The sequence below is a fragment of the Pseudomonadota bacterium genome (assembly GCA_039196715.1).
Lineage (GTDB): Bacteria > Pseudomonadota > Gammaproteobacteria > CALCKW01 > CALCKW01 > CALCKW01.
In genome coordinates this window covers 60,359-72,677 of record JBCCUP010000015.1, presented here as the reverse complement: position 1 = coordinate 72,677, position 12,319 = coordinate 60,359, and the positions used below count along the sequence as shown (strand labels likewise).

Sequence of the window (12,319 nt, the reverse complement as noted above, 5' to 3'; positions counted from 1 at the left end):
TGCACCGGTGGCGTGTGCTGGCCAGGATCGTGGCCCTGCCGGTGATCCAGCCGGTGGCCGATCGACTGTACAACCGGTTTGCCGCGTGGCGCTTCAAGCGCCTGGCTCACTGTCAGATTGCGTCGGCTTCGCGCGCTCAAGCGCAACCGTGATGTCGCAGCCTGCGCTGAATGTTCTCGGTGAGGCACTGCAGCCCTGTTGCACGGACCCAATGACAGGCTTTCTGCGGGACGGGTACTGCAACACACACCACGCGGACCTCGGCACCCACCTGGTGTGCTCCGTGGTCACCGAGGCGTTTCTCACGTTCACCGCGTCCCGCGGCAACGACCTCCGCACGCCGCGCCCGGAGTTTCAGTTCCCCGGGTTGAAAGCGGGAGACGGCTGGTGCCTGTGCGCCATGCGGTGGCTCGAAGCCTTTGAGGCAGGAGTGGCACCGCCGGTGCGCCTGGCATCCACGCACGAAAAGGTGCTCGAGTGGATTCCACTGGACACGTTGAAACACGCTGGCGCGCCGTGAGCGGCCCGTCAACGGATACCCGAGAGACACGCGATGAACGCGGCATGGAAATGGGGTGGGGTAGCCAAGACCCTGTTCATCCTGATGGTCGGTGCGACCGCTGCCGGCCCGGCTATGAGCAACGTTGAAACCCCGACGTACGCGATTGTCGAGACAAGCGGCGACATCGAGATCAGACGGTACGATCCCATGGTCATCGCCGAGGTGGAGGTCACGGGCCCACGTGACGTCGCCAGCGGCACGGGATTCCGCTTGTTGGCGGACTATATCTTCGGCAACAACGAAATCACACCTGGCGTTGCGGTGGTTGAGCAGCAGGGCAGTGTGAAAATCGCCATGACGGCGCCGGTGCAACAACAGGCAGCCGGTGATACGTGGCGCATCAGCTTCGTGATGCCGTCGGAATACCGCCTTGACACCCTGCCTCGGCCCGTGAACAACCGCGTCACCCTCAAGGCGGTACCGGCGCAAACGGTCGTCGCCATTACCTTCTCAGGCAGAAACACGGACAGCAATGTGCACTCACACGAGTCCGAGCTGAGGCGCTTTGTGGAACGTCGCGGGCTCGCCGTGACAGGCAGCCCGAAGTACGCGTTCTACAATCCGCCTTGGACACTGCCGATGCTGCGCCGGAACGAGATCATGCTTGCGCTCGTGCCGTGAGGCTCGTTTGGCGATCGGGCCACCGTCCGAGTGCTCCGGTGCGTTGACAGTACGCCACTCCCCTTCTCGGCCCCGGTCGAGCGCACGTGGCCTGTCAGCGCCATCCAGCGCATCGCGGCGGGTGCCGTGCCGTGTGGACGGCGTGACAACGGCAACTCAGGGATACCGTGTGCCGCGCCGCAGCGTGAGCACAGGTTCAAAGGCGGCTCGGGCAGGCTGAGGGAGGGCGCGCCTAGCCGCGACGTGCGCGGCGTCGCCGTCGTCCGCGTCCCTCGGCACCGGCTGCCTCGACCACCTTGTTCTCCGGCAGCGTGACCGCTTCCTGCAGACGCGGAAACGCGTCCACCTTGTTGGGGAAGGCCATCGCGTTGACAAAGTGTTCCTGAAATCGCGGTTCCACCGCGGTTTCGATCTTCTCGACGTTGCGCACCATCTCTTCGACGCGCTCGCGCGACTTGCGGTCGAGTAACGCGATGCGCGCGCCGGAACCTGCTGCGTTGCCGGTCGAGCGCACCTCGTTCAACCCGCAATCCGGTATCAACCCGAGCACCATCGCGTATGTCACGTCGATGTGGGACCCGAAAGCACCGGCGAGTCGGATGCGATCGACCGCGTCGATGTCCATGTGTTCCATCAACAGCTTGACGCCGGCATACAACGCCGCCTTGGCGAGTTGAATCTGGCGGACATCGTTCTGGGTGATCACGATGCGTACCTCGCCGTCGTAGAGGAGGTAGCTGTGCGTGCGGCCGTCCTCGAACACGCGCGGGTTGGTGGCGCTGAGGGCCCCGTCAATGACACCGTCCTGGTTGATGATGCCGCTGAGGTACATCTCGGCAACCACTTCGATGATGCCTGAGCCGCAGATACCGGTGACACCGGTGTCGTTGAGGGCGGATTCGAAGCCGTCCTCGTTGGACCAGTGCTCGACGCCGATGATGGAGAAGCGGGGTTCGAGGGTTGTCTTGTCGATGCGCACGCGCTCGATTGCCCCCGGTGCGGCGCGCTGCCCGCCACTGATCTGTGCCCCTTCGAAGGCCGGTCCGGTCGGGCTGGAACACGCCAGCAGCTTCTGCCGGTTACCCAACACGATTTCGGCGTTGGTGCCGACATCGACAAGCAGGCTCACCTCGTCAAAGGTGTCGGGTTGCTCGGACAGCATCACCCCTGCGGTGTCCGCGCCGACGTGGCCGGCCACGCACGGCAACACGTACACGCGGGCATTGTGGTGCACCCGCAAATCGAGATCGCGCGCGAAACAGTTCAGGGCCTCGTCGATCGCGAGTGCGAAGGGGGCGCCCCCGAGTTCAACCGGGTTGATGCCGAGCAACAAGTGGTGCATCACCGGGTTGGCAACGAAGGTCAACGACAGGATGGTCTCCGGCGTTGCGTCGGTTCCCTCGCAGATTGCCTCGATCAGGCTGTTCAGCGAGTCGCGCACAGCCTCGGTCATGTCGAGGTCGCCGCCTTCGTGCATCATGACGTAGGACACGCGGCTCATGAGGTCTTCGCCGAAGCGGATCTGCGGGTTCATGATGCCAGCGGAATTGACCACCTCGCCACTGGCGAGGTCACACAGGTGGGCGGCGATGGTGGTGCTGCCGACGTCCACCGCCAAGCCGTAGGCCTTGTCACGAAAACCCGGCCAGATCGCCATGATCTTCTCGTCGCGGTAGACCGCAACCGTGACCTTCCAGTTGCCCTCGCGCAGAACCGGTTGAATGTGCTGCAACAGGCTGGCGTCAGTGGTCAGACCCTCGAGTCGCCATTCGAACTCCAGCGCGGATTTGAGTCGACGCAGGTCGCCGCTCGGGTCGTGCATGTCCGGCTCTTGCACCTCGACATAGTAGAGCCGGACGATCGGGTCGAGCTCGATGTCGATGTAGGCGGCGTCCTTGCGCACCACCTGCTTGTGCACCTGGCTGTCAGCCGGCACATCGATGACCACATCGTCGAGCAGGGTGGCCTGGCAGCTCAGGCGTCGCCCGTCGAGTTTGGTTTTCTTGACACGTTCGAACCGGGATTCGGTTTTCGTGAAGGCCGACAGGCTGGCTGGCGTTGATTCGATGCGGTGTTTGGGGAAACTGCCCTCCATGCACAGCACCTGACACCGGCCGCAGAGGCCGCGGCCGCCACACACGGAATCGATGTCGACACCCAGGGCGCGGGCGGCATTCAGCAATGGCGTGCCCTTCGGAAAGCGCCCCCGTCGTCCCGACGGCGTGAACACGATCAGCGCATCTTCACTCGCAATTTCGGTAGGGGCAACGTGAGCGAGGCCCGGTGTGCGGTGATCTTGACTGCTCATAGCATGCTCCGATCGTCACGGTGTCAGAGGGGGGACGGGTGTCGGTCCGGGGTGGCGCTGGCGTGCGCCACCGGTGTCGCGGCCGGCCGATTACCCGCGGCGGCGGCGGCTGGTACGCCGACCGCGTGCGCCCTCGCTGCCCGCTGCAGGCGGCTCGCGGTACTGCTGGATCCATGCCATGCAGTCCGCGTCGTTGGCCATCAACACGTTGGCTGCGCGAATGGCTTGCGCCTCGGGTTCGTGCAGCGGGTTCATGATGGCCGAGGTCATCCCGTGCGACGCCGCCATGGCGAGAAAATGCGCGTTGATGCCGTGGCGGTTGGGCAAGCCGAAGCTGATGTTTGAAGCGCCACAGGTTGTGTTGCAACGCAGTTCCTTGCGGATTTTGTGCAGAATGTCGAACACTTGGCGGCCGGCCTGGCCCAGGGCACCGATCGGCATGACCAAAGGGTCGACGACAATGTCGTGCGGTTTGATGCCGTGGTCTGCCGCGTGTTCAACGATCTTCTTGGCGACAGCGTAGCGGACCTCCGGGTCCTCCGAGATGCCTGTCTCGTCGTTTGATATGGCAACCACGGCACAATCGTACTTCTTCACCAGCGGCAGCACGGCTTCAAGGCGATCGGTCTCACCGGTCACTGAGTTGAGCAGGGGGCGGCCCTTACACACGGCGAGGCCGGCTTCGAGTGCTTCGTGGATCGAGGAGTCAATGGAGATCGGCGTGTTCGGGCACAGGTTCTGAACAAGTTCGATCGACTTGGCGAGCAGGCCGGGTTCGTCCGCCAAGGGGATGCCGGCGTTGACGTCGAGCATGTGCGCGCCGGCTTGCACCTGGGCAACCGCGTCGGCCTCGACGCGCGAGAAGTCACCGTTTTTCATTTCCTCGGCGAGGATCTTTCGGCCAGTCGGGTTGATGCGTTCGCCGATGATCGTGAAAGGACGGTCGAAACCCATGACCCATTCCTTTCCGCTCGCTGATGTGAGAACTGTTTCACTCATGTTGGGGTGCTCTGTGTCGCGTACAGCCTAACAACTGTACAGGTGTCTCGGGGGTGACGGCGGCTCAAAGCCGCGTTGAATCCGCCTCAAGCCGAGGGCAGATCGACCTCGAATCCGTCACGTTTCGCGTTCATCCGGATCGCGCCGTCGGCGACGGCGTAGCTCCAGTCCGCGGTTTTCTTGAAGCTGCCCAGCGGGTACATGTGCACATGGCTGATGCCGCAATCGGGGTCGGTCGCCTGGTACTGGGCGAGCGCTGTGACCAGTTTGTCCGGTGCACTGACGGTCATGAGCTTGGCGACGTTCATCGCCTGTCGGGTGAGAAAGCGCATGGACGGCCCGACGCCGCAGGCCTTGGCGTGCGCCAGCAAGGTCTTGATGGTCGCGAGGCCCGGCACACCAATGTGGATCGGCAGTCGGTTGCCCTCGGCCTGGATCGCTTTGTCCCAGGCGATCACGGGTTCGGCTTCGAACACGAACTGAGTCGCGATATACAGCTCTGCGTCGGTGCGCTCGGACAACGCATTCTTCCATTGCAACGCTTCGGTGAGCAGGGCATCGCTGATATCCGGGCTGCCCTCGGGATGACCCGCCACACCAACCTTCGCGATGCCATGCTTGTCAAAAATACCGGTCTCGAGAATGGCCATCGAGCTGTCGTAGGGGCCGACAGGGTTGTCCACGCCACCGGCCAGGGCGACGACGTGGTTGACGCCGGCTTCGCCAGCGCACCGTGCGACAAAGTCGTTGAATTCATCGCGGCTGGCGATCGATCGCGCGGCAAAGTGCGGAGCGGGTTCGAAGCCTTCGGCGCGCAAGCGTGCAGCGGTTTTCACCGTGTCGCGGTAGTCGGAACCGGGCAGGAAGGTCACGGCCACGGTCGTGCCCTCGCGCAGGATGCCCTGGTAGCTTTCGAGCTTGGCGGCCTGCCCAGGTGTCGTCTCGAGCGTAAAGTCCCGCATGAAAGCCTGGACTGTGCTCTCAATGTCGCTGGTGTTGATATCGGAGTTCATCTATTTGTCTGCCTGTAGGGCGTTGTGGCGGGACCGGTCAGTTGTCGGCGGTTTGCGCGTGGCCGTGTTGGCGCTCCAGTTGTTTCAGATCGTCATCACTGTACCGAGCCTCCAGTGCAGCGGCCTCGGCGTCTGCGATTGCTTGCAACTCGCCCTCGACCTCTCTCTCTTCACGCCGCCAGTCCTCGAGGTACTCGTCGGTGGTCTTTTTCCCCGCACGCATTGCGGCCCTGTCTATCGCTTCCTGGAAGCGCTCGGATAACAGGACTTTTCCGTTCTTGCGGCCTTTTTTTACGGTGACCTGTGAGGGGATGTCCCGCCACCAAATGGTTACAAGTTTCGCCATGTGATTGTTTTCTCCGCGACGGATGTCAGTTCTGTGGCGAGTTCGCCATACCCCGTTTGCTTGAACTCGTAGCGCAAGCCAAGCTTGTCGGCAGCCTGTTGCGCACGGTGCTGCAAGTCGTCCGTAGGCTTCTGCGCAAGGTAGAGCAGGCGTGTGTAGTTGCCGAACATCATGGGCAACAGTTCCGGGTGCGCCTCCAACCCCATGCCCCGCCAGATCAAGCGGTCGAAGTGGCGCGCCAGAAAATCGGTCAGGTAAAACGTGCCAAGCTCGGCCTCGCTAATCGCATCGAATGCGTTTTGCCCGGCGAAAAAACCGTAGCAGTGGTCGCCGGGCAAGCGCTCCACGCCTTCCTCGCGCAGCACCTTGTCGAGCAGACCGCCGGTGCCGCAGTCGGCATACGCGACAAACAGGTGCGCGAAACGATCACGACCCGCCTGGATCTTGGCCCGTACCGCTTCAGGGATCTTGTCGGGTCGGTTGTGCAGCTCGGCTGGCAGGCATTGAACGGCAATGTGTTGCCAGTTGCCGAGTCGTTGCAAGGCCGTGATTTCGTGCGCAAGCGCACCACAGGCAATGACAAGTGTGGTCTTGGCAACAGGGGTGTCGGGGGATCGCGTCTTGCGGCTGGATTCGGTGTCACACGGCATGGCAAGGTTCCACCGACCACGGCGAGGCCGCGCGTCAGCGCGCGGCGCGGCGCTCGGCCACCATGGATTTCGCGGTTTCGACGGCAACAGCGGCGTCACGGCAGTAGGCGTCGGCGCCGATCGCCTGACCGAACTCCTCGTTCAGCGGGGCACCCCCGACCAGCACGATGTAGTCGTCGCGCATGCCTTGTTCCTTGAGGGTGTCTATGACGACCTTCATGTAGGGCATGGTGGTGGTGAGCAACGCGGACATGCCGAGAATGTCCGGCTTGTGTTCCTCGATCGCCTCGAGGTAGTTCTCGACCGGGTTGTTGATGCCGATGTCGATCACCTCGAAGCCGGCGCCCTCCATCATCATCGAGACCAGATTCTTGCCGATGTCGTGGATGTCGCCCTTGACCGTGCCGATCACCATCTTGCCGACCGTTTCGGCGCCGGTCTCGGCGAGCAGGGGACGGAGGATGGCCATGCCGCCTTTCATTGCGTTGGCGGCCATCAACACCTCGGGCACGAACAGAATGCCGTCGCGGAAATCGATACCGACGATGCGCATGCCCTCGACCAGGGCGTCAGCCAGGACCTTGTCCGGTGCCCAACCGCGCTCCAGCAGGATCTCGGTGCCTTCGACGATTTCCTCTTTCAGGCCGTTGTAGAGGTCATCGTGCATCTGCTCGACGAGCTCGTCGGTCTCGAGTTCAGACAGGATGATGTCTTCTTCATCGTCATCGTGCTGCTGGATATCGTCTGACATGTGCACTGGGCTCTGGTTGGCCGGTGAATCACCGGACTATGGAACGCGGAACTCTATGTCTGGGCTGCGCCAGCAGCTGATTCACTCGCGACAGGTCGGTAACGGATTGCGACATATAAGTGCAAGCCTCTGTCGACAGGTGAACCAAACATCATGGTTTGCATGGTTTAGACCGTTTTCAGGCTTTTTGCCCGTCCATTTTCGTGGCTATCGTGGGTGCGAGGCCTCAACATTCGACCACGTTCACCGGCACTTCCAACACGTGGATGGCCAAGCCGCCGCGGGCGGTTTCCTTGTACTTTTGGGACATGTCCATGCCGGTCTCGCGCATCGTCTTGATGACCTTGTCGAGCGAGACGAAATGGGTACCGTCCCCGCGCAGCGCCATGCGACTGGCGTTGATCGCCTTGACCGAGGCCATGGCATTGCGTTCGATGCAGGGGACCTGAACCAGGCCGCCGATCGGGTCGCACGTCAGGCCTAGGTTGTGTTCCATACCGATTTCAGCGGCGTTTTCGACCTGTGCCGGCGTGCCGCCGAGCACTTCCGTCAGCGCGCCAGCTGCCATTGAGCAAGCCGACCCGACCTCGCCCTGGCAACCGACTTCCGCGCCCGAGATCGAGGCGTTCTCCTTGAACAGAATGCCGATCGCGCCGGCGGTCAGCAGGAAACGGATGATGCCGTCCTCGGTCGCACCGGGGCAGTGTTTGGCGTAGTAGTGCATCACCGCGGGGATGATGCCCGCCGCGCCGTTGGTCGGCGCGGTGACGACGCGGCCACCACCGGCGTTTTCCTCGTTCACCGCCAGCGCGTAGAGGTTGACCCAGTCCAGCACGCCGATTGGCAAGGCCTCGCCCGGGGCCTCGCAGGTGAGCTTGCGGTGCAGCGCGAACGCGCGCCGCTTGACCTTCATGCCACCTGGTAATACGCCTTCGGTGGTCATGCCCTGCTGCACACAGCCTTGCATCACGTCCCAGATGCGCAGCAGGCCGGCGCGTATGTCCTCGTCCGAGTGCCAAACGCGTTCGTTGGCGAACATGATGCTGCTGATCGGCACGTTGTGCTCGTTGGCCAGACAGAGCAGTTCCTCCGCCGTGGTGAACGGGTAGGGCAGGGTTGTCTGGTCCTCGGTCAACGGGTCATCGCCGGCAACGGCAGACTCGTCGACGACAAAGCCGCCGCCGACCGAGTAGTAGACGGCCTCGTGCAGCACCGCACCGCTGGCGTCCAGCGCACGCAGTCGCATGCCGTTGCTGTGAAACGGCAGCGACTTTTCGCGGTAGAGCACCAGATCGCTGTCGTCGTCGAAGGCGATGCGGTGGCGCCCGGCCAGCATGAGGCTGCGCTGTTCGCGCGCCGTGCGCACCCGCGTGTTGACCGTGGTGGTATCCGTGTCTTCGGGGGTTTCGCCCATCAGACCCAGGATCACGGCCTTGTCGGATCCGTGACCGCGGCCGGTGGCGCCGAGCGACCCGAAGAGCTCGGTCTGCACCCGCGCCGTGCGTTCGATCAGGTCCCGTGCGTCCAGCGCCTCCAGAAACCGATGAGCTGCGCGCATGGGGCCCACCGTGTGAGAGCTTGATGGTCCGATACCGATTTTGAACAGGTCGAATACGCTGATGGCCATGGCGGTTGGTCGCGGAGGGCGGGTGCGCGGATTGTATAATCAGGGGCAGCGCACAGGTCACCGGTCAGCTCAAACGGGCTGACATGACGTTCCGAAATGTGATCGGTGTCGCAGCGTGGCAAACGTCCTCGGCCGTAAGTGGCCTGCGATGTGCAGCCGCCGTGACTCACGCGACCGTCCAAGGCCCACCATGACCCCGCCTTCGATCGAAACGCTGCAGCAGATGCCCGTGTTTGGTGGCTTGTCCGAGCTCACCCTCGGCACGCTGATGACGCATGCGCCGGCGTTGCCGCGCGCGCCCGGCCAGGCGTTCTTTCGGCAAGGCGAGGACGGTGACAGCCTCTTTGTGTTGCTTCACGGGCGTGCGCTCGCGGTCTGGGAGACCGACACGCTGTGCTATGTCTTGCGATCCATTGCCGTGGGTGACTCCTACGGCGAGGCGGCACACATTGACCTGCAGCCTCGCAGCTACACGGCCGTTGCTCAATCGCCGTGCATCGCGCTGGAGATCGGGCCCGACACCATGCACCGCGTGTGGCAGCAGGACCTGGAGCAGATGACCCTGTTGCACATGAATATCGGACGGGAAATGAGCCGTCGGCTGCGCGACAGCGACGCCGAGCGGGTTGAGCACTGGGTGCGGATCAGTGCCGGTCAGTAACCCCGGGCTCGGTCCACCAGGCCGCGCGGTGTGTCGCCGCGTTCAAGGCGTGCCATGTCCGCGACGACGCTGTCGGCACTGGGTTCGATCAGCGTGGCAGCAGCAACGTGCGGGGTGATCACGACCCGGGGGTGCTGCCAGAGCGGGTTGTCCGGCGGCAGCGGCTCGGTGGCGAACACGTCGAGCAGGGCGCAACGCACGTGCCCGGAGTCGAGTGCGGCCAGAAGATCCACTTCGTTGACGACAGGCCCACGGGCAACGTTCACGACCGCCGCACCACGTGGCAGGGCCTCGAGACGTCGGCGGTCGATCAGGTGCCGCGTCTGCGGCGTCAGTGGCAGGAGACAGAAGAGCAGCTCGGTGCCGGCGAGGAAATCGTCCAGACCATCCAGGCCATGGAAACAGCTCAACTCCGGCACGGTCCGCGCCGTGCGCGACCAGCCGCGCACGGGGAAGCCGTTTGCGACCAGGCGCGCAGCCACGACCGAGCCCAGGGTGCCAAGACCGAGGATACCAACCACCGGTCGGTCACGAGCGGCACCGAGCGCCGGTGCCCAACGGGCCTCGGCCTGGGCCTCGCGCATGCGGTCAAAGCCACGTTGCAGGTACAGCCCGGCGAACAGGGCATAGTCGGCCATCTGGTCGCCCATGCCGGCGTCGAGCAAGCGCACGATCGGGCAGTCGGGCAGGTCTGCCTGTGCGAGGATGGCGTCGACCCCCGCGCTGGCGGTGAACACAGCGCGCAAGCCGGTCAGCCGTGACATCAAGTCTGCATCGGGTTTCCAGGTGACGACGTAGTCGACGTTGCGTGGCACCTCGCCGCTCGAGTACACGCTGATGTCGGCAGACGGTAGCCGTTGCATCAGCGCCGTGCGCCAGCGTTCGGCGTGGTCGCGTTGCTCTGTCGGCATGCTCACGAGAATGTGCATGGCGTGGTGTCAGCCCGGGTGTTGCTGATCGTGCATGCGTCGGTTCTGCAACGGGGTCTGTCCGTAGAGATCACGGTAGCACTTGGTGAAATGGGACTGCGACACGAAACCGACGGCGACGGCGACCTCGATCAGCGGCATGCCGGTCTGGATGATGTAGCGGTGGGCCTGTTCGAGCCGCTGGCGCAGGTAGTAGTGTTGCGGCGTATCGTCCTTGTATTTTCGGAACAGCCGCTCGAGCTGGCGCAACGACAGGTTCACCCGCTCGGCGAGCTCGCGCGGCGTGAGCGGGGATTCCATGTTTTCGCGCATCAACGCGATCGCGTCCGCCATTTTCTGTGACTGTCGCGCATTCAGCGTGTCCTCGGCAATGCGCTGGTGCTCGGACCCTGTGCGTGCACGCTCGTGAATGAACTGGCTCGCGACCAGGGTGGCGATGTCCTCGCCGTGCTCGCCGGCGATCAGGGCGAGCATCATGTCCATCGCGGCGGTACCACCGGAACTCGTCATGCGGTTGCGGTCGATCACGTACAGCTGATCGGTGATGTCGAGGTTCGGGAAATCCTCGGCGAAGCTCGCGATGTACTCCCAGTGCAAAGTGCAACGGTACCCGTCGAGCAGGCCCGAGCTCGCCAACAGATAGCCGCCGGTACTCACGCCGCCGATGCGGATACCACGGTTGGCAAAGCGGTGCATCAGGCGGTGGTAGGGTTCACAGAGGCTGCGGTTGAGATCGAGCCCACCGCAGACCAACACCGTGTCCGGCCAGCCGAGGTCGGGTGCGCCGTGGCTGGCAATTTCGATCCCACTGCTGCTGCGGGCGGGCGCGCCGTCGAGCGTGAACACACGCCATTCGTAGAGATCGCGGCCGGTCATCCGGTTGGCCGACCGCAGCGGCTCGGTCGAGCAACTGAATGCCATCAGGGAAAACTCGGGCACCAGTATCACGGCGACACGGTGGGGTTGGCCATCGCGTTGAGGCACGGGTGAACCGGGCACTGCCATCCTCCTGCTCTGCATCCGCGGCGCGGTGCGCCGGTTGGTACCTGTGCAAATTATACCGGACAATGTGACACCAACCCCCCGCCGTGGTGCGCCGAGATGACCGAGCAGGCCCCGCCTGAAACCGAATTTCACCTGGTGCGCCATGGTGAAACCGAATGGAATGCGGCCGGGCGTGTGCAGGGACAGGCGGAATCGCGTTTGTCGGCACGCGGACTCGCGCAGGCCGCGGCCCTGGGCACGCAGCTCGACATCGCGCACTACGACGCGGTGTACTGCAGCTCCAGCGTGCGGACCCGGCAGACCCTCGATGGCGTGCTGGCGGGGCGACCCTGCAAGCCGGTGTTCCGTGATGCGCTGCGTGAAATACACCTCGGGCCCTGGCAGCGAAAGCTCAGGACCGAGGTCACGCGGGTCTGGCCCAGGGCATTCGATCACTTTCTCAACGCGCCAGAGCGTTTCGCGCTCGAGGGGGCCGAAACCGTGGCGGAGCTGCAACACCGAGGGTGCTCGGCGTTGTCCACCATCGCGGCCGCTCAGCCGGGGCAACGCGTGCTGGTGATCAGTCACGGTGCGCTGATAAAGGCGGTGTACTGCGTCGCCGCGGGTTTGCCGTTGTCCGCCCTCTGGTCCGGGCCCCAGGCGCAGAACTGTGCCCGTTTCGTAGTCGTGCAGCGTCCTGACGGTGCGCTGCGGTTTGTCGCTCACCACCCGGGTGGCGACGCGCTGTGTGACGGGGAAGTCACCTCATCTTGAGCTCAAGGCGCGGTTTGGTGCGCATCTTGAATGTGACCAGACAGAGAGGTTCAGGGCACGGATGCCCTAGCGCTGACACGCACCTGTGTGTGTC

Annotated in this window: 13 protein-coding genes; 4 read left to right on the top strand and 9 right to left on the bottom strand. The window is 63.8% G+C overall.

All coding sequences use genetic code 11. From position 1 onward, the window contains the following. Positions 1-151: 151 nt before the first annotated feature. Positions 152-520: a DUF2237 domain-containing protein gene (locus AAGA11_07845; protein ID MEM9602760.1), complete on the top strand. Its 369-nt coding sequence runs from the start codon at positions 152-154 to the stop codon at positions 518-520. 33 nt (positions 521-553) lie between these two features. Continuing rightward, positions 554-1,183, top strand: coding sequence for a heme-binding protein (locus AAGA11_07840; protein ID MEM9602759.1), 630 nt, complete (start codon positions 554-556; stop codon positions 1,181-1,183). Between the two features lie 232 nt (positions 1,184-1,415). Here AAGA11_07840 and AAGA11_07835 read toward each other — a convergent pair whose 3' ends face one another. The 7 genes from AAGA11_07835 to AAGA11_07805 form a co-directional block, all read right to left on the bottom strand. Beyond that, the gene (locus AAGA11_07835; protein MEM9602758.1) at positions 1,416-3,491 is read right to left on the bottom strand and encodes an ASKHA domain-containing protein; all 2,076 of its coding nucleotides are present in this window, start codon (positions 3,489-3,491) and stop codon (positions 1,416-1,418) included. Between the two features lie 90 nt (positions 3,492-3,581). Then, positions 3,582-4,490 carry a dihydropteroate synthase gene (locus AAGA11_07830; GenBank protein MEM9602757.1) on the bottom strand — a complete coding sequence of 303 codons (909 nt, stop codon included), beginning with the start codon at positions 4,488-4,490 and terminating at the stop codon, positions 3,582-3,584. 86 nt (positions 4,491-4,576) lie between these two features. Further along, the gene (locus AAGA11_07825; protein ID MEM9602756.1) at positions 4,577-5,503 is read right to left on the bottom strand and encodes a methylenetetrahydrofolate reductase; all 927 of its coding nucleotides are present in this window, start codon (positions 5,501-5,503) and stop codon (positions 4,577-4,579) included. A 37-nt stretch (positions 5,504-5,540) separates the two neighbouring features. Beyond that, positions 5,541-5,849 carry a virulence factor gene (locus AAGA11_07820; protein MEM9602755.1) on the bottom strand — a complete coding sequence of 103 codons (309 nt, stop codon included), beginning with the start codon at positions 5,847-5,849 and terminating at the stop codon, positions 5,541-5,543. Next, on the bottom strand, positions 5,834-6,499 hold the full coding sequence (locus tag AAGA11_07815; GenBank protein MEM9602754.1) for a DUF1638 domain-containing protein: 666 nt from the start codon (positions 6,497-6,499) through the stop codon (positions 5,834-5,836). Before AAGA11_07815 ends, AAGA11_07820 begins: the two co-directional genes overlap by 16 nt. Positions 6,500-6,533: 34 nt before the next feature. Next, positions 6,534-7,250 (bottom strand): B12-binding domain-containing protein, encoded by a 717-nt coding sequence (locus AAGA11_07810; GenBank protein MEM9602753.1) that lies wholly within the window; start codon positions 7,248-7,250, stop codon positions 6,534-6,536. A gap of 226 nt (positions 7,251-7,476) precedes the next feature. Then, positions 7,477-8,877, bottom strand: a complete 1,401-nt coding sequence (locus AAGA11_07805) for an L-serine ammonia-lyase (protein ID MEM9602752.1) — start codon at positions 8,875-8,877, stop codon at positions 7,477-7,479. A 190-nt stretch (positions 8,878-9,067) separates the two neighbouring features. On the opposite strand from AAGA11_07805, the gene AAGA11_07800 reads away from it, so the two are divergent. Next, positions 9,068-9,538, top strand: a complete 471-nt coding sequence (locus AAGA11_07800; GenBank protein MEM9602751.1) for a Crp/Fnr family transcriptional regulator — start codon at positions 9,068-9,070, stop codon at positions 9,536-9,538. Here the strand turns inward: AAGA11_07800 and AAGA11_07795 are convergent. Continuing rightward, a complete protein-coding gene (locus AAGA11_07795) occupies positions 9,532-10,467 on the bottom strand; it encodes a glyoxylate/hydroxypyruvate reductase A (protein MEM9602750.1) in 936 nt (311 codons plus the stop codon). The two genes, AAGA11_07800 and AAGA11_07795, sit on opposite strands and share 7 nt — an antisense overlap. Before the next feature lie 9 nt (positions 10,468-10,476). Next, entirely contained in the window at positions 10,477-11,466 is a 990-nt protein-coding gene (locus AAGA11_07790) for a GlxA family transcriptional regulator (protein MEM9602749.1), read from the bottom strand. 102 nt (positions 11,467-11,568) lie between these two features. Here AAGA11_07790 and AAGA11_07785 point away from each other — a divergent pair, with 102 nt between their 5' ends. Then, positions 11,569-12,225, top strand: coding sequence for a histidine phosphatase family protein (locus tag AAGA11_07785; protein ID MEM9602748.1), 657 nt, complete (start codon positions 11,569-11,571; stop codon positions 12,223-12,225). The last annotated feature ends 94 nt before the right edge of the window (positions 12,226-12,319 follow it).

What these genes read in the sequence shown, in the direction of transcription:
- AAGA11_07845 (MEM9602760.1), top strand. Translation starts at nt 152, where the DNA reads ATGTCGCAGCCTGCGCTGAATGTTCTCGGTGAGGCACTGCAGCCCTGT.
- AAGA11_07840 (MEM9602759.1), top strand. Translation starts at nt 554, where the DNA reads ATGAACGCGGCATGGAAATGGGGTGGGGTAGCCAAGACCCTGTTCATC.
- AAGA11_07835 (MEM9602758.1), bottom strand. Translation starts at nt 3,491, where the DNA reads ATGAGCAGTCAAGATCACCGCACACCGGGCCTCGCTCACGTTGCCCCT.
- AAGA11_07830 (MEM9602757.1), bottom strand. Translation starts at nt 4,490, where the DNA reads ATGAGTGAAACAGTTCTCACATCAGCGAGCGGAAAGGAATGGGTCATG.
- AAGA11_07825 (MEM9602756.1), bottom strand. Translation starts at nt 5,503, where the DNA reads ATGAACTCCGATATCAACACCAGCGACATTGAGAGCACAGTCCAGGCT.
- AAGA11_07820 (MEM9602755.1), bottom strand. Translation starts at nt 5,849, where the DNA reads ATGGCGAAACTTGTAACCATTTGGTGGCGGGACATCCCCTCACAGGTC.
- AAGA11_07815 (MEM9602754.1), bottom strand. Translation starts at nt 6,499, where the DNA reads ATGCCGTGTGACACCGAATCCAGCCGCAAGACGCGATCCCCCGACACC.
- AAGA11_07810 (MEM9602753.1), bottom strand. Translation starts at nt 7,250, where the DNA reads ATGTCAGACGATATCCAGCAGCACGATGACGATGAAGAAGACATCATC.
- AAGA11_07805 (MEM9602752.1), bottom strand. Translation starts at nt 8,877, where the DNA reads ATGGCCATCAGCGTATTCGACCTGTTCAAAATCGGTATCGGACCATCA.
- AAGA11_07800 (MEM9602751.1), top strand. Translation starts at nt 9,068, where the DNA reads ATGACCCCGCCTTCGATCGAAACGCTGCAGCAGATGCCCGTGTTTGGT.
- AAGA11_07795 (MEM9602750.1), bottom strand. Translation starts at nt 10,467, where the DNA reads ATGCACATTCTCGTGAGCATGCCGACAGAGCAACGCGACCACGCCGAA.
- AAGA11_07785 (MEM9602748.1), top strand. Translation starts at nt 11,569, where the DNA reads ATGACCGAGCAGGCCCCGCCTGAAACCGAATTTCACCTGGTGCGCCAT.